Origin of the sequence: Pseudoalteromonas luteoviolacea (genome assembly GCF_021654285.1) — a bacterium.
Taxonomy (GTDB): Bacteria; Pseudomonadota; Gammaproteobacteria; order Enterobacterales; family Alteromonadaceae; genus Pseudoalteromonas; species Pseudoalteromonas luteoviolacea_J.
The window spans coordinates 148,744-166,638 of record NZ_JAKFZS010000009.1 but is presented as its reverse complement, the minus strand read 5'-3'; the positions used below and the strand labels follow the sequence as shown (position 1 = coordinate 166,638).

Here is a 17,895-nt window from a genome sequence, read left to right as displayed (position 1 = left end):
ATTAATTCCATTAACTATTTAGTTATACCGCAGGAGTTTTGTGCACTAGTTGTTTTTGCTTTTTCTTATCGTATTTATCTGCTAACTTTTTATAACAAATTTGGATTGAGTCGAGCCTAGCTTTACGGTCATAAAGCTCTAATACCACCTGAAAAATCTGAAATGCATACAGCAAATCAAGTTCATCTACACCTGAGCCATGAGTTCCTTCATTACCTATCAATTTGAGTGCAAGTAATTGTTTAGCTTCCTCAGGGTGCGTTTCTTTCAGTTTATCTATTCGACTGTGTAGCACGTTTCCATCGAGCTTCATATCATCACAAAACCGTTCTATAGCGCGTCTTAATTTAGACGCAGATGAAGGCGTATCAAAATGGAAATGCTTAAAGGCATCAAATAGCTCTTTACCTACTTCATGAGGTGTATTTTCAGAAAGGTGGAAGATTGGCACCGTTGGAGAAAAATGTTCAACCTTTACAAAATCAGGTTTTGCCTTGTCTTCTAAACCCTTTTTAGCCTTAAGTAATACACCTGAAGCCGATACATTCCCATCACACTTTTCGCAATGGAAAAAACTATTAAAAAGATGAGGCACTCCGTTAATTGGCGAGGTAGCCTCCGAATAATAATCAAATGCAACTAAAATTAGCTTGACCAAAAAAGGGTCTGATTCTTCAATATCGCTATGCCTTTCTTTGCGCTTTTTTTCACTTTCATCTTTGTCCCTTTGATATCGCTTGCTCGCTTCAAGGAGCTTTCCTTCAGTAACAACGCGTGCTTGAATACTCGACTGTTCTAACTTCAAGCCTATTTCAGCGCAATATGGGCAAGGTAGTGTCGGATATTTATCAATTGCAACAAAACTAGAAATTCCCTTCCATAAGTTTAAATCCATTACACCACTTCCTCTTCACTCACTTCAGGCATTTGCCAATTACGTACATCAATTTTGCCTGTGACTGCGGCTGAAATTAGGGCAGAACGGCGTTCTTGCATGAGTTTTATCGCGTTATCGGCTTTGGCGATTAAGTTAGAGTACCTATTTCGAAGCTGCTTAATAGAGTCTATTATTTCATTCACTTCATTTTCTGGTGGAACTGGTACTGCAATGTCTTTAACAATATCCGTATTCAAATTTGGCTGACCTGACCCCTGCTTTATCCGCTCTCTTAAATCTTCTGTTAATGTCGATAGGTAAAAATAGGCAAATTCAGAATTTAGCTGCAAACTTTCAAAACCCACGACGCCATCGTTAGCGTTGGCATCAATTTTTAAAATTGAAGGGACTCCTAAAGTTGCTCCACTGTTTGACAGAAGCAGAGTTCCAGAAGAAAACACTCGGCATTGCTCACTGCCTTTTTTAGTTAAAAATGTTTCTGTTTTAGTGAGATAGATTTCATCATCTTTAGTAATTTCTGCGACTGTTACCCAAGGTGAATAGTCACCATTAAACAATGTAGGATCTCCTGCTGGACGAGGCGAACCTCCACGCACCACCTGTGATATGTAACCAAACTTACTAACTTTCCAATGCTCAGGTACATCACCTAACCATTCCACACCAGAGTCTTTCTTCGGTGCTTCAGGGTTCAAGCCTTTAGTAACGGCATGGCTGACCACCGCTTGGCGTTTTTCTTTCAACAGCTTAATAAGCTGTTGTTGCTTTTCGATGAGGGTATCGATTTTGGCTGTTTCATGGTCGAGGAAATCAGAAATTAATTTTCTTTCCTCAAGCGATGGAGGAAAAACTAACTTCAAATTACCTAAAGCCTCGGCTGTGAGCTTTGGCTGTGCTGAACCACTCACCAAAGGAGTAATGTCAATACTATCTAAGACTCTTACCCAGTATTCGCATAATCGATCTTTAGGTGAGAGAATATGAGCGTGATTATTAACCCAATACTTCCCCTTAGCTAAAAAAGCAATCGGTGTACTTCGAGCTAATAAATTGGCACCGTCTTCGCCAAATAATATATTCGTACTATCAAAAATATATTCATCAACATGGTCAATTATTCCTGATGCGCCATAATAAGGATATACACCTTGTTTCTTTCCCCTTTCATCTGCGCTCAACGGTACTCTTGATTTATCCAAGTTATTAGTTACAAATTTAACTTTCCCAACCAACCAATGAGTTGGAATAGAAGAGATTCCAAAAATTTGGGATTCCTTGTACTCTGGATAAGCCTGATAACGTCTTTTCATTACGAATGCACCTCTTGAAGCAACTTCATAATATCAGCACTTACGGCATCAAGATCTTCATCAATTTCTTCTAGAGCACGAGGTGGTTGATATACATAGAAATGACGATTAAAAGGTATTTCATACCCTACCACACCAATTTCGTCATCTTTTTCATCACGCTTTGTAGCGTTAATCCAAGCATCCGCGACGTGTGGCGCTACTTCTTTTTTAAAGTAAGTTTCAATTAAATCAGATGTGGTAATACTTGGAGTGCTCTTACCTTTTTCATAAGCACCGCTTAGGGGCACATTTTCGTTATCACGCAAGTCACCATCTTGTTTGAATGACACTATTTTATTTTGCCATTTTGTTACATCGCCTTGGTATTCAAATGCTCCATAAAGCTCATCAGCACCCGTTTTTAAGGCTTTATCAACAACGCGTTCTGCGTCTGGATTTTTAGTGGTGACAGCATCTAAGAATTGCTTTTTCTCTTTAGTATCAAATTTAATATCGATGGCTTTTAGCGCTTTGTTGTAGTCAATATCGAACTGGTTAAAGTCATCAGAACAGTTTGTTTTACCACCTAAGGTATCACCAAGCTTTACCTGAAGCTTTTGCACTTTTTCCATTAGTGTTTTTTGGAATAACCAGATTTTGCTATCCAGCACATCTTTGATTTGCTTTTCTTTTAGCTCACTGAACTCAGCTTTTATAAGCTGGCGAATTTCGCTTTCAACTTCACTTAACTGACCATAGGTTTCGTCAGTCCAAGACGAATTATAATCTTGATATATGCGCTGCATGATTGAGTTGTAAGGCTTTGGCGCAAAACGCAGTGATTCAATTGCTTCATCAGTTATTTGTGATGATAATCTGAGTGGGCGCTCAATTGTAATGCGGCGATAACCAAACTCGTAGGTATTGAAAATTTTGCTCGCAAAGGTTTTCGGCGCTTCTGTTTTAGGGGTCGTTGATTGACGCCCACGGTTAGACTTTTCTTCAACTGGTTTATCAACAGGACGTGCGTCAATCACTTCAAAGTTACCAAAAGCACGCGTGATGGTTTTAATATCATCATCACTCATTAGGTTACGTTTAGAGCCAAGTGATTTGCGCATTTTACCGCACAAATTAGAGCCATCTATTAACTGCACTTTGCCTTTGCGCCCTGCATCTTTCTTGTTAGAAAGAACCCACACATACGTGGCGATACCTGTGTTGTAAAACATATCGGTTGGCAAAGCGATAATCGCTTCTAATAAGTCGGCTTCTAGAATATGGCGGCGGATCTCACTCTCGCCACTGCCTGCCCCACCTGTAAACAGTGGTGAGCCATTTAAGATAATACCAATACGCCCACCATCGCTGATATTGCCTTCAACAGAGGTAGTGTCACGCATTTTACTGATTAAGTGCATTAAAAATAGTAACGAGCCGTCTGACACACGCGGGAGACCTGCTCCAAAGCGACCATCAAAGCCTTTTAGAATGTGCTCATCTTTAATATCGCCTTCGATTTTTTTCCAATCCACACCAAATGGTGGGTTAGATAGCATGTAATCGAATTGATCGATCGGTAGTTGGTCGTTTGATAAGGTATTCCCCAACTTAATACGGCTGACATCTTGCCCTTTGATCAACATATCGGCTTTACAGATAGCGTATGACTCTGGGTTAAGCTCTTGACCAAAGGCACGCATCACTGCTTTCGGGTTTAGCTCATGCACATATTCCATGCCTGACGATAGGAAGCCGCCTGTACCTGCGGTTGGATCATATATGGTGCGGATAATACCGTCTTTGGTTAGGGCGTCATCGTCTTCCATAAATACCAACGACGTAGTTAAACGTACGATATCACGCGGGGTAAAGTGCTCCCCTGCGGTTTCGTTTGAGCTTTCAGCAAATCGACGGATTAACTCCTCAAACACCAAACCCATGTCGTGGTTTGAAATCGCTTTAGGGCTTAAGTCTGTGTTAGAAAACTTTTCAACCACCTTATAAAGCAAGTTAGCATCGTCAAGCAGGCCAACAAATTCATCAAACTTAAAATGTTCAAAAATTTCACGGGCATCTTTTGAAAAGCACTGAATGTAGTTTTCAAGGTTGTCTTTAATATCACTTTGGCCCATTTTGCCAAGGTTCATTGCCGAGGTATTAAAGAATGACAAACCGCTTTTGTTTTTTTCTGTTTGAGTCGCACGAAGCAGCATTTTTTCCTGTGCTTCTTCAGGCAGGTTCATGGCCTTTACTTTTTCAGCCTGTGCAACAACAGCGTCTTTTGATTCTTCTAATACACACTCTAGGCGACGTAGAAGCGTAAAAGGTAAAATAACGCGACCATATTGAGATTGCTTAAAGTCACCGCGAAGTAAGTCAGCTACTGACCAGATAAAAGCAGCGGTTTGAGAGAAGTTATTATTCGTCATTTATTTTTCCAGCAAGTCATTGCAGCTAAGCAATGACTTTTTATTTATTTCCGGTCGTGAATTCATCAACTGATATTTCACAACCGATTTGTTAATTCGTTCCAACAAGTGCCATCTAATTTAGGTTTTACGCACGAAGGCAATGGACCTTGTTTGCTGGCTGAAAACCAAAACCAGCTGTTTTTAATGGCAATATCATACCCTTTTTGCTACCTAAAATTGAGCCCTAGCGGATGTATTTTTGCATCGCATAAAAGTTGGCGAGCCCGTCACTGGCTAACCATACATCCCAGCCCAATGCTTTTAATGGCGTAAGTTGTGCGTGCTCTATCACCACGGCAAACTTTTTACGCGGCCAAGCGAGGTCAATCGATACCAACTCGTTACCATGTTTTATGCAAATACCTAACTCAGGCGTGGGTAGTCGGTATGTTTGGCACTTTAACAATAGGCCTTTGAGGGCGGAGTCTGCATACTGGAGAACGTCTGAATATTCACTGCAATCAAATTTATGTTGCTCACGTCTAAGCTGATTTATGAGTAAGCTATCCTCGTGGGAAACATACATATGGTCGTGGTTAGGTTGCTTAGTATGGCAATCAGCACACAGGGCTTTTAAATTGTTTACAGCGTTGTCTGTTTTTACACCATTAATATGATGCGTATGTAGTAATCGCTTATGGCTTGATAGTGCGACTCCGCACTGCTCACAGGTATAGTTTTGCTGTTGACGGTAATTTGCAGATACCTGCTCCCAGTCTTTGGTGTAGCTGCCGATGGATTTTTTTTGCGTGGGATAGTGTTTAAAGTAGGAGCTGTAAGACTCAAAGAGCTCTGCGAGATTCAGCTCTAAAAACACCTTGTCTTTTGCCTCACCTTTGAGGTCTGCATAGCCCTTGTAATTCAGAATGCGTAAACAATTTTTGCATACCCCCAGCTCAGCTTTGCCTTCTATTACCTCACCTCGGTAATGCTGATGCCCCATCACAGGGTAACTGCCACTAATGTCATTGGTCACTTGATAGCGCTCAAGAAAGCCTTTATTGCGCATGTCTTCAATGGTACCGCACTCGGCAACATGCAAACGTCTTGCTTGCGCTATCTTGCCATTATGTATGACTTCTTCGATGTGGCTCCTTTGCTCTGGAATATAAAGCATAATTTGCCGCCCCTTGTACGACAGCAAATTATGTGTGTTTTCAATCTCCGAAAGCTCAAGGTCTTCTCCAAGTACCAACCCCTCACCCAAGCCACTGTCTATTTCACTTAACTGTTCAAGGCTTGCGCTTAATTCAATGTGCCTGCTGGGCGCGCCCATTTTTAAAGCTGCACTTTCAAGCTGCTCAAAGTTTATGGAAATTTTCATTACTCTTGCGCCTCTAAAATGCGCTTAATCTGAATGTGCGCATTGGTGATGGCCCTAAAGCTCACTCGCCGTGATTGCTCGGCGTCTTCTTTGCCGTTATCAGTCAAAATTAAACGCGACGAAGAAAAGCCAACTGCCGCGATATTGCGTTTTATCCAAGCCGTTTCTTCTGGCACTAAGTTATATAAATAGGCTAAAACCGCCCGAGTTCTGCCTTGTGACAGCTTCATATTTTTAAAATAGGCTTCTTCTTCGGTGCTACCTTTGTTCCACTCGCTACTGGTGTGGCCTTCAATCCTGACTTCATCAATTGAACTACGAAATGGCTTGAGTACGTTTAAATATCGCGGGAAAAAGTCATCTAGTATGCGTGCAAATCGCGGTTTTATGTCAATTTCGCCGCCATCGAACAACACATCTGGTGATTGAAAATTAAAAGCCAGTGTTTCTTTGTCGATCTCAGCGCCCCATTTTGCTAGGTCTTTTTCAAACTCTTTCATCAGCGAGTCATAAATGGCGACTTGTTTTTCTTGATAAGCGACTGCAACACTCTTTATTTTTTCATTTTCTTTCATGGTATGGCGCATAAATACAATGGCGATAAATAAAAAAACCATCATTAAGCCTGCCATCAGGTCGGAGATAGACAGCCAATGCTCACCGCCCTCTTCTGACGCTTTGCGCTTACCAAAAATATGCTCCATTACACCGCCGCTCCTTGGTCAACTACCCGCTTCATTTGCTGTGTTAGCACTTGGTAGTCATCTGCAAATTTGCCAGAGATTTGACCCAGTGAATTAGCCATCAACTGCAGTGCCCGCGTGAGTTCTTCTTGCATAGACTGGTCAATCATTTTGAGCTGATTTTCAACGGTTTCATGTGTTTTAATGAGTTGTTGGTTCGCGGCTTCTTCAATGGCCACAAACGTGCGCTGGGTTTGTTGCATTTGCTCTTGAGCTACTTGGTCAACAATGCGTTTAATATGTTCGGAGACTTCATTATTGGTTGTAACAAAGGTATCCCTTGCTTGTTTGGTATCTTGCGCAAGCTCCGAATTTGCCTCTTTAAACGTGGTGGTCATGGTACGCGCTTCAACGACCACTTTTTCAATTAAGTCACGCATGTTGTTGTTTAAATCTGAAACCGCGTCTTTAATATGCTGCTGCATCTTGTCACTGCCATCGGCTAAGTGATCTGAGCTGGTTTGCAAGCTTTCATTTGTTCTGGTGGCTGAATGTGTAAACTCTGTGCTGGCAAGATCAAGCGCTTTACCCATATTTTCTGAGCTACTGATCAGTTTGTTGCCAACGGCGTCAATACCTTGCTCAGTAGTACTAACAAACTTATCTAATAGCGCTTCTGAGCAGCTTATGTGTTTATTTATGTATTCGTCAGAATGCGTTAATAATGATGTGTAATGTATGCTTGCTTCTTCTACCGCAGCTCCAATATCCTGAACGGTTTGTTGAACATGTTGCTGAATTTGAGGCACTGCTTCCACCGCTTTGTCGCGCATTTGCTCAAACGCGGCTAAATGCCTTTCTAGTTCAGCCAATTGGTGCTGATTGACTTCCATGACATCTGTAAGGGTATCCATAGACTGCGGAATTGATTTTGCGTGCTCGTTAATGCTTGCCACTGATCCTTCGGTTTTCACAATGGCTTCAACCCCGTGGCTGTACTGTGCTTTCATTTCTTCGAGTTGAATACGGTAGTTTTCTTGCCACTCAACGAGTTTAAAGACTGCCTCGTTAAGCTGTTTAAAGCTGTCGCCAAACTGCTCGGTGAGCTTTTGGTTAAAGTCGGCAATCACGTTATTTAAAGCGGCAATAATTTCTTCTGTAGCCGATTTAGACAATGTATCTGCAAAATCTTGCAGTTTGATCCAAAGCTTATCTGCAAATTCTGTTTGCCTTTGCGACTGTGCCTCAAATTGCTCTTTTTGCAATGCTTGTGCTTGCATAAAATTATGGTTGCCATCTGATCGCAATATTTTAATTTGGCCCAGCAAAGTGTTTTCTTCATTTCCGACTAGTGCATCTTTTAGCTCGCTGGTTGCAACCGTTTGCGCTTTTATGGCTGCTAGAATAGCCTCTGGCGAAGCGTTCGACACAGCTTCGACCTCACTTTGCGTAAAAAACGTGGTTTGAGTGAACTTAAAAATAATGGATAACAACAACCCCAGCAAACTGGTAATAAAGGCAGTTGTCAGCCCATCTAGTAATGCAGTAATACTTGAGTCTATTTGCGTATGATCAAAGTGGAATAAACCTAAAACTATGCCTAGAAACGTACCAAAAATACCCATTGTAGTAAGTAAAGTAGGAACATAGTTAACAAACTCGGGGGATTTTTTATTTTTAGCATGCCAAAAGCCAAAAAAGAAAATAACTGCAAGCACACCACAAATAATAGCTGTGACTAAATCAGCGCTAGAGCCGATAAAACTGTTAGATACTGCCGATTGCATAAAAGGTCCTTTTCAACTCAAATGAAAATATTTATAGCCAAATGCGCAGGATGTTACCCAAATCAGGGTTTCAAAAACATTACAATATATTACAGCAGAGTTAAAGTATAATTATCAACCGAACCTAAAACACAACCACATGAAAAATATAATTATTTAAGTAATTTAAAGAATAAAAAACGCCTCCTATTTTAATTGAGTAGAGCCAGTACAGTGTATATTATTAGCTGGGTTTCTTGGCTAGCGCATTAAAAATACTCAAACCGTTGTTACTTATACTCTCTCACTGCTTGTTCAAAGTGCTTATTAAACAATGCAAACATATTGCGTTTACGCTTATTACTATGCGCGAGACCACCAATTAATTGATAAAACGGCTTCAGCGCTTTGCTGGGCAGCTTTTTTTCTAGGCTTAAAAGTAGTTTGATGACTTCTTGGTATGCATCGTTATTAGTCCAACTGATTTTTTCTTTGACTACCTGACCATATAAATCAAGTGTTTGAGTTGGTGATGATACAATCAGCACATTCGCTAACTTAATTTTTAAATCATCATTTGCATTGTAACTTTCTATCAACTGACAAGCTGGTTTAAGCTCTTGCTGTGCTATATAAAATGCTAATAAGTTGTCAAAAGCTAAACTGCCGTATTGTTTGCTTTTTTTCGTCGCCGCGATAAACTTTTGCTCAGCCCGTGTGATAAAATCATCATCGTCTATATTGTGTTGTTTTTTAAAAACAACCAGAGCTTCGTATTCAGAAAAGCTAGGATGGACTGAAAACACGTAATTCGCTAACCTCCACGCGCCTTGCAAGTCACCTTGATGTAGCTTTATTTTTATCGCTAGCCTATCACACGCAACACTATCACGACTGCCATTTACTTTTCGTGCCTTTTCTAGCCAATGTTCAGCATCAAGGTCGTCGCTATTATCAAGGCAAAGCTCTGCTACCTCTAAATAATCTCTACTTGTTACGGCAACTTTTAGTTTTATGTTTAATTTGTCTTGCCAGCTATTCGCTGACCTCAGTAACACATCAACTACAGATTTGCTCACCCAACCATCTTGCTCCATTTGGGGCTGCTCAATGTACTGTTTGCACTTAATTAAAAATGCGCTATTGGTTTGAACTTCACTGGCAAAATTGGACTCGATAGATGGAAATACATCAAACTTGGGGTTAACCAAATTATCAAATAACCACCTTGCTTTTTCGTCTTCACTCCAAGGGAGAGTTGTAAACACCTTTGGCATGTGTTCATACAACGTGCCTTCTATACCAAAGCGTGCCCCACTGGAGTCATCAATTCTTAACAGTACTTTATTCAGACGTTCTAAAATATAATTGAGCAATTTCCACTGAACTGTGACTTCCAGTGTATTTAACAACGTCCAAATGGCGTCTAACTGTTTCTCTGCGTTCAAAAAATAACGGTCTACTTCTCGCCATTCCCAAATATCCTGTAGCGGAAGTGCTTTTGTTATAATTGACTTTAACTCTTTATAGCTCACACTCCCCTTTGATAGCAGAGCTTTACTTAACATTTGCTGCCAAAGTAAGTCATCTTTAGCCAATAAATCCAAGTACATTTGCATCAAAACATCTGGATTCTTTGCATTTAGGGTGTCATTAACATACTGTTTTATTTGCTCCCTTTCTGAGTCTGAGTCCGCGACTTTGGTTGCACCTTCAGGTCTCAGCAAAGTCAATGATGTGGCTACTATATGCTTACACATTGATTGATAACGGGCAGCAGGACAATTACAAGCCCACCAATTAAGTGCTTCAGGATCTAATTCAACGTCGTAATCCGAAGACCCTTGCACTACTGCATGAATGGCTTCATTTTTAAAAGACAGCTTTTTCACTTCATCTTTATTTGCTAACGCTCTGCCTTTTAAAAATATTTTTTCATCATCACACAGCTGTTTAATGTCGGATTCGGTAAAGGCTACTTTGATTGACGGTTTTGGACTCATATCTGGTTCACAAATTAGTTATAAAATACAATTTTAACAAACAATAAAATTTATCATTTTTACTCAATTAACAAGGGTGCAATTCCCAGTATTTCTGCTGTTCTAACACCATAGGTTTGAGCCTCCTTTGACTGGCAGCTTTGCGGTCAAAAAAGTAATGATATAAGTCTGTAATTAAATAGTTATGCTGAAATATATAAGAGTGATTCAATTTGACTTTATTCAACCACTTATTAGTTAATGGAGACGCATCAATAGTGTCCATTCCATCTACAACGGTTATTGGATCAGAAAACCCTAAACGATCTGAGTTATTAACCAATCTAGACATCATCAGTGCTTTATCTTTTTCGCAAGAATAGATCGATACGCCTTCAGAAGAACTTAAATAACGAGCTGCGTATTGCTTTTTGAAAGCCTCGCGATCGATATCAGGGGCAGCCAGGGCGATTCTTAATTTAGGTTGTAAACTAGATACAGATTTCGCCAAATATTTAATCGCTTCAGATAAACAATAACTTCCCATACTATGGGCTAAAATATAGATGTTTTTAGCTTTAGAGTTAGAGATATCTTGAATTAATTTAGCGAGGTGCTCCCCCGCACCAACAGCCCTTTCTTTGTCACCTGCGTAGTCTTTTAACGAGCCAAACGAAGGCCAGCTAAAGAGCACAAACTCGCCTTTATATGCTAAATCAAACTTCAGCTGTGCCGAATGATATAAAGCACTTTCAAAAGACACATTGTAGCCATGTATGAAAATAAATGCAGAATCTGAATCATTAAAGTCAGATAAAAAGTCCCCCTCGTCCATAGGCTGTAAATCCCTAATCACAATGTGTTTAGATTTGTTTTCAGCCTCTACACCAAAAATGCTTAATGCTTTGTCAAAAATAGATGGACGCTCTATCCGACCGGAAACGTGATCAACAGGTATCGATAATTGCGCATGACCGTAATTCACAGTCTCTGATATCTTATTGGTATATTGCTGCAATGCAGTATCTAAAGTCTCACGTGTCGTTGCATACTTAACGTTAATAAGTGTGCTATCTAATTGCGCCTCCTCTGGCAAAAGCGCATCTAAGTCGACCTTGATGTAATCTTTATGTTTAATGACTTTGTCACCTTCAGAGTATCTATCTTCTGAAGGTAAATTGAAACTCGCTTCGTTTAAGAACTTTTGTCGATGTAATGCTCGTATTTCCTCTATTGAGTCAAACCCTTTCGCCACTGCTAGTTCAGAGCCAAAAGCATGCTCAACCATTTCAAAAGGTATATCGAATGTATTTACCATATATGTTTCTAATAGCCATAGAACGATTGGCAACTTATAACTGACATGTTTATGGGCATCCATGTAAGGCTTTGGTTTGACGCTTTCGATTACCAATACCTCACTCAAAAGCTCCAATAATTCATATATATCAAAGCTATGTTCGCCCCTATTGGTGATGACTTTAAATGTATCTTCATCGTATAAAGCATAGAAATACCTGTCACTAGAGCATAGCTTAAACTCTCTTGGCAGTGTCTCAGGTAAAAATCTTCTCAACGACGCTAATGTCAGGTTACCTAGCTTTTGATTAAACATATCGTTAACTTCCCCCTATATTAAAAACGGTTTTAGTTCTTTCTCATATACTGTATACGGTTCACTAAACTATAAATATAAACCGCTCTGAATATCGAGATCATACTTTACTGATAACGAGCTGGGCGACTACTACAATGCTTATAATCATTTTTAGTTACTGCAGCCACCCCAGGTACTCTACCAAGATATATGAAAATATTTATTGACAATATAAGGGTGATAAAACAAAAAACAATACACTCTGACAGGGTTTTAGTATTAAAAAAGCTGCTTTAGATTATTAAGATTGATTTTGTATCACACAGCCCGAAATACTATTTAATTCTAAGTTATCAATACCTGCCTTTAATTGATTGTTCAGCTCTTGGATTTTTGCATTTTCACCTTGTAAATCAGACAATTGATTAAAGTAATCATGGACATTTCCCTTTAACAAAAAACAAACCCGATGATAACAAATGAACATAAACTACACCTCAAATATATTTAAAAATTTTATGGAAAAACAACGTAAAAAGGGTAACGCAGAGACTTTGGTCAAACTAGAAAGCTCAGCCTAGCACTCAAGTAACGTCTTTAGTTCAAAAGCACTTTAAATTAAGAATAGGAAATACAATAAAAAACTGGCTTAACACCTATCGTTTAACTATTTGGTAGGGCGTTGGTCATTGTTTGTTGAATCTAACCCAAATCTAAATAAGCTATTATCTATAATAAACGTCTAACTTATTAAATAATGGGAACTAAATTAATTATTGAATACGGACTTTGAGCATCATTAAATGAAGATTATTATCATCTAATGATGCTAACTATTTTCTCTTTTAATCGTTAAATAAATACAGAAAGTGGCATTAGCAGCTTAGTATTCATCATATTTCACAATATTATAACTGTTAACAGCAAGTATTCTGTTGGTTTGAACTGTGCGTTCCCAGGCTACTTGCCCACCAGGGTTTGTCCAGCCATTACCATAGTTGGCCTCTGCGACTTTAACATGAGTTGGAACACCATTCGCATCGGATTTTACATCTATGATTAAGGCAGCATGTGAATTTCCGTTATAGAACCCCATACCTGGTCTAACTAAATGTGTAGACACGCTGCTTCCACTATACCCGACCGCAGACCCACCTCCAGCTATCGCTGTGGATACCGCCCACTCAAGGCATTGCTTTTGGATCCCTAGCCTGTCTAATGTCTCTTGCTCTGTAACCGGAAGAGGTACTGAGTAAGTATCAATAATTCTATCTACAAGTAAGTTTTTGGTATGCGTATTTGTATATGAATCCAACTCTGCTCCCATCATACGTCTCGTTGTTGCATTGTCTACTTGATTTCTATCTTTATACACAGCCATTGCATCTCGGATCCTTTGACCGTCTCCATACGCTATATCTGTAAGATATACTGCGCTACTGTCATGAATAGAGTTACCAGAAAAATGGCCACTTGAACTAATTGCTCGCGCTGCAATTCTTTCTCGAATAGTCGTATCAGCCTTACGAAAATGCGTTTCACTTGCCCAGCCTGCTATGCTATTGTCTCGCATGATGACCTTCAGCTTGAAGTTCTCGGTACTGCCAGTAGGATTATGAACTGACACATACCACTTTTCCCTTCCGCTTACATTTGTTGTTAAGGCTTCCGACTTTGAACCTCCCAAAAAAGAACGCTTGTCATAGGTTGATAGTGTTGGCTGTGTAACCTTTCTAACGTACAAGTCAAGGTCGGCTGAAATATGAGTTAGCTCTGCACTCAAAGATGTTCTACTTGATCCCGTGGTAACAACAAAGTGCTTCCATTGACCGGAACCCACTGAATTAGAGTTCTCATATAGATAAGGCCTTGTGTTCGACGAAGTAACCGCTGGCGAAACGCGATCATCACCTTGTTTTTCTAACTGCAAACTATCCGACGGTAGACGCATTGCAGATTCAGCGAAGATCGAAGTAGATGCGAATATAGATACACCTAAAGTAACAATCATGAGAGGGCTATTTAGTACTTTCATTTTTTAATCCTTTTAAACTTTACAAATGGTCATAAGCCAAGGTGTAAGTAATCCAACTGAAAAAGTAACGTGATTCTTTGTATAAAACTCAGAAGCCGTCACTTTGTATGCTTGGCTTTTCCACTATCAAGTGGCAGGAATAAAATTAGGAAATTATCGGTTAAAAAAATAGACACGCAATTTCGTCATTTTTTTCGCATTGTTTAGAAAAAAAATTGCACTACTAATAAATCATTGTTTTTACATAATTAAAGGTATGAGTGATTCTACTTCATTAAAATACATGATTGGATTAAACCTATTGAAGAGAGAGGTGGCGGGCACTCTCAATGCTTGGTATCGGAACCAGTAGACTCATCTTTTACCTCAACACTTTTTGGATCAAATTATCCTTTTACTGCATCACGTAATATGTCTTAGTCGCTACTTACACTAAGCATAGCTAGCAGCGCCCTTTCACTATTCCGATTAACCATGAAAAATATAATAAAAACAATACCTAAAGACTTTCTAGCTAATTAAAGTTATTATCTGCATGAAAGCTTATTATATGGATTTAAAGAATGAAAAAAGCACTACTTGTCTCTATCGTGATGGGATTATTCTCTTCGTTGTATGCGAACTCGTCACCAAGCTCTACATCATTGCTGTCAGAACAAGCGTTTACCCAAGCCTATGTGAAAGAGGCACAAAAACATTTAAAAGATGCGAAACTCAAAGTGACTGGTGACTTATCAATTGAGATCACTTATGACAAAGGCATGACCACCTCAACAGATTTAACTAATTCGTATTTAAGGTACTCGCAGGAGAAATACTTACTTGAAGATGTATTTGCTGATCATATCAATTCAAGTAAAAGCGTTAATTTATTAACTGATGAATCAAAATTACAGATTAGTCAGTTAAGGCCTGTGATAAAACCTATTACTTACATTGAAGGGCTCACAGCTAAAATTAATGAATCCGGTGATAAAAATATTCCCTTCCCTTTTTACTACGAGCCAATCAATGATGAACTCGTATTAATGTTAGCCATAGACACCCCAGCTAGTATTCAGTTTGTTGGCAAAGAGAAATTAGATGAGCTAAATTTGCCAGCTGAGCAATTAAAACAAATCGCAAAAACAAATTTAGACTCACATTTAAAAAAAATAGACGCAAAGTTTCAAAAAATTGAGCCAGAGAATGAAAGCAGCAATCTACACATGTTTGTTGCTGACGATAACTATGAAGCAAGCGCAGTGTTTTCTGACTATTTTAGACAACAAGTTAAAGCAACATTTAACGGCCCTGTCGGCATTGTATTTCCCAACAGAAGTAGTGTTTTGGTAGTACCACTTGACGACGAGGCGGGACTATACCAAATCGCGGTATTCGCTTATTCTGAGTTCCCAAACCTATCCTATAACGTATCGCCATTTGCATATACATATCATGATGGTGAACTAAAACGCATCCAGTTTTAAGCTTTTAAATGGCGTAGCTTGTCATAATACAAGTAACGCCATCTACATACGATTAGCAATACCGCAAAGCTCCACCGCAACCCAAACTGCTGACGACTTAATTAATCATGCCCGTTAATGAGCCAGAGCAGTTAACTTTAAAATTCTGATTTTTAAAGCTTAGTACTTGCTAAGTGTTACAAATATACTGGACATAGACGGTCCATTCTAGATAAGGCATCTACGCAAACATCTTGACGCAATGTGGCAAAACGGTCTGCATGGTGCGTAGTAACAGGCAAACGCGGGTGACGATAAAGAGATGCACCATGTATTCGGCTTAATGCGGTAATTTGTTCAAGTACATCGACAAATTTAGCATCACCATATACTTTTCGAATACGCAGCGGTCGTACCGTTACCTGTTCACCCATTTTTTTCAGTTCTTGAGCACTATAAGTCGCTAGTATCGCCTCATTTTCTTCTAACAGTGCGTAGTCACCCACGTGCGGGTTACTAAACTCTTTCTTTCCTAGGGTGTTAAGGCTTCGCCGGAATAACACAGGAGCGCCTGATTTAAGTATCTCAACTACGGTAATCTTTAAATCATGTTCGTGTTCAAATGCCTTAATTTGATGTAAATCTTCATAAAACTTACCATCTCGATGCAGTACAATATGCTGTGGCTTATTGCCATTGTGTGTTTGTGCATAATTTCGTATGCATTTATAGAGTAGCTCTGTTAAACCACTTCCTTTGAGCTTTTCACCTTGTTGAGAGTCCGCAATTTGCCAGCCTAATTGCGCTCCAGTGGCAGAAAACAAAAACGATACACTAGGAAAACGTAAATGGGTGCCGCCCATATCTAGCCCAATAAATAAATCAACTTTACCTGGCAAATTGGTCAATGCGGCGAGTTGACCACCGGCTTTACTAAATAGTCCCGCTGCCACATTACGATAATAAGTGGTTTGGTAAGTTTTGGGTTTGTGATCAAGTTTCATAAACTGCGTTGCAGCCCCTTTGATAAAAGCCTCATCACGTAATTTGGCTTTATTAGCCTTATCGCACAAGCCAATTAAAAAGATAGCATCTGTGACTTCTTTATTTGCAAGGCGGCCCGCTAATTCAAGCTCATTATCAATCACGACAAACTTGGTCACCTTCTTATTCGATTTGGTGCATAAAGCACGCATTGCATTGATTGAGTCCGTCATTCTTTGGCGATTTTGTCCTGTATCATTATGCTCTCCAACAATCACAGGGACGATGCGCTTTCGGGTAATAGGTTTAACCGCCTTATATTTAATAACGTCCTTTTCATTAATGCTACTACCACTAGCAAAATTTAAACGCCATGACATTACCAGTTGATTAAAATTAATGTGGGGATCAGAAAGCTGAATTAAACCACACCCTAACTCAGAAAATTCAATACCTCCGCACAATGCATGCGCTTGATGAATGCGTTCATTGACTTGCCATTTTAGCTTTGTTGCAATGCGATTTAATAACACCGGTTCCAACGCACTTAAACTATCAAAGTCAAATACTGGCTCTAATAAATACGCTAGGTGAAACAAGAGTTGTCCGTTTGCTGTACGCACTTTCACCACAGCTGACTGTTTGGCTGCACCAAGCTCACTTGGTGTTAAATTACCTTGTGATAAATGATAGTCCAGTAAACTCATTGCCATGCCCTCTTGCACACTGTGCGCATTCAATGCAGGCTCTAACCCCACAAAATCAAATGACATAGTCATATCGTTGTGTGATTTATAGCGGTTACGAACACGCCGCAATGAGCCCAACCACGCTTTGCGCTGCTTTAAAACCCATTGCAAATTTACATGTCGTTTCGCTGCGAGGCTGTGTTTTAGCTCAAACTGCAATAAACAAGTACCTGAGCTAAGTAGCTGTGGTGTTAACGTTACCGTTTTAAAAACCTCTAAGAAGGTACTATTTATCGCAATACGATCAGATGGCATTTGCTCAAGTAATTGAGTCGTTGCGGCGGCTGCTTTTTTACACATTAATCCATGGGCTCTAGCATAACGCTGAGCTCCGCTGTAAATGCCTTGGTTGATTATGCGCTGTATTGTCTCACGCTCATGATCATTGTTAGCATTAAGCGTGATTGGGTCAATTTCGGTTATTTCCGCTTCTGGGGAGTTGAGCTTAGTCAGCGGTGCTAAGCTAATTAATTTAAAGCCCGCAAAATCAGTCACAGCTTGCGCGCTGTTTTGCCATTTCAGTTCATTCGCCAATTTACGCATCTTTTGAGCGGTTTCACTACTGATCATTTGCTGCTTAAATGCAACTTGATAGCAATAAACTTTAATTTGTGAAAATGACTTATTTAATTGCATCGCACTGATGCCTAACTGATCTTGCAT

12 protein-coding genes are annotated in these 17,895 nt (G+C 39.6%); 1 reads left to right on the top strand and 11 read right to left on the bottom strand.

Annotated features, from left to right (window positions below; genetic code table 11):
• Positions 1 to 22 precede the first annotated feature (22 nt).
• From L1077_RS10535 to L1077_RS10490, 10 genes are all read right to left on the bottom strand, one after another.
• On the bottom strand, positions 23 to 895 hold the full coding sequence (locus L1077_RS10535) for a DUF4145 domain-containing protein (protein WP_237136808.1): 873 nt from the start codon (positions 893 to 895) through the stop codon (positions 23 to 25).
• Positions 895 to 2,208: a restriction endonuclease subunit S gene (locus L1077_RS10530; RefSeq protein WP_237136807.1), complete on the bottom strand. Its 1,314-nt coding sequence runs from the start codon at positions 2,206 to 2,208 to the stop codon at positions 895 to 897. Before L1077_RS10530 ends, L1077_RS10535 begins: the two co-directional genes overlap by 1 nt.
• The gene (locus tag L1077_RS10525; protein ID WP_237136806.1) at positions 2,208 to 4,622 is read right to left on the bottom strand and encodes a type I restriction-modification system subunit M; all 2,415 of its coding nucleotides are present in this window, start codon (positions 4,620 to 4,622) and stop codon (positions 2,208 to 2,210) included. Before L1077_RS10525 ends, L1077_RS10530 begins: the two co-directional genes overlap by 1 nt.
• 226 nt (positions 4,623 to 4,848) lie before the next feature.
• A complete protein-coding gene (locus L1077_RS10520) occupies positions 4,849 to 5,988 on the bottom strand; it encodes an HNH endonuclease (protein ID WP_237136805.1) in 1,140 nt (379 codons plus the stop codon).
• Complete coding sequence (locus tag L1077_RS10515; protein ID WP_237136804.1) at positions 5,988 to 6,692, bottom strand: OmpA family protein; 705 nt, start codon at positions 6,690 to 6,692, stop codon at positions 5,988 to 5,990. Before L1077_RS10515 ends, L1077_RS10520 begins: the two co-directional genes overlap by 1 nt.
• A complete protein-coding gene (locus L1077_RS10510) occupies positions 6,692 to 8,458 on the bottom strand; it encodes a MotA/TolQ/ExbB proton channel family protein (protein ID WP_237136803.1) in 1,767 nt (588 codons plus the stop codon). Before L1077_RS10510 ends, L1077_RS10515 begins: the two co-directional genes overlap by 1 nt.
• Positions 8,459 to 8,727: 269 nt before the next feature.
• Positions 8,728 to 10,440 carry an SWIM zinc finger family protein gene (locus L1077_RS10505; protein ID WP_237136802.1) on the bottom strand — a complete coding sequence of 571 codons (1,713 nt, stop codon included), beginning with the start codon at positions 10,438 to 10,440 and terminating at the stop codon, positions 8,728 to 8,730.
• 67 nt (positions 10,441 to 10,507) lie between these two features.
• Positions 10,508 to 12,034 (bottom strand): alpha/beta hydrolase, encoded by a 1,527-nt coding sequence (locus L1077_RS10500; protein WP_237136801.1) that lies wholly within the window; start codon positions 12,032 to 12,034, stop codon positions 10,508 to 10,510.
• Positions 12,035 to 12,317: 283 nt separating this feature from the next.
• Positions 12,318 to 12,473, bottom strand: coding sequence for a hypothetical protein (locus tag L1077_RS10495; RefSeq protein WP_237136800.1), 156 nt, complete (start codon positions 12,471 to 12,473; stop codon positions 12,318 to 12,320).
• A gap of 426 nt (positions 12,474 to 12,899) precedes the next feature.
• On the bottom strand, positions 12,900 to 14,051 hold the full coding sequence (locus L1077_RS10490) for a PPC domain-containing protein (protein WP_237136799.1): 1,152 nt from the start codon (positions 14,049 to 14,051) through the stop codon (positions 12,900 to 12,902).
• Positions 14,052 to 14,614: 563 nt separating this feature from the next.
• Here L1077_RS10490 and L1077_RS10485 point away from each other — a divergent pair.
• A complete protein-coding gene (locus tag L1077_RS10485) occupies positions 14,615 to 15,520 on the top strand; it encodes a DUF1444 family protein (protein WP_237136798.1) in 906 nt (301 codons plus the stop codon).
• A gap of 176 nt (positions 15,521 to 15,696) precedes the next feature.
• On the opposite strand, the gene L1077_RS10480 is transcribed toward L1077_RS10485, so the two are convergent.
• Entirely contained in the window at positions 15,697 to 17,895 is a 2,199-nt protein-coding gene (locus tag L1077_RS10480) for a Piwi domain-containing protein (protein WP_237136797.1), read from the bottom strand.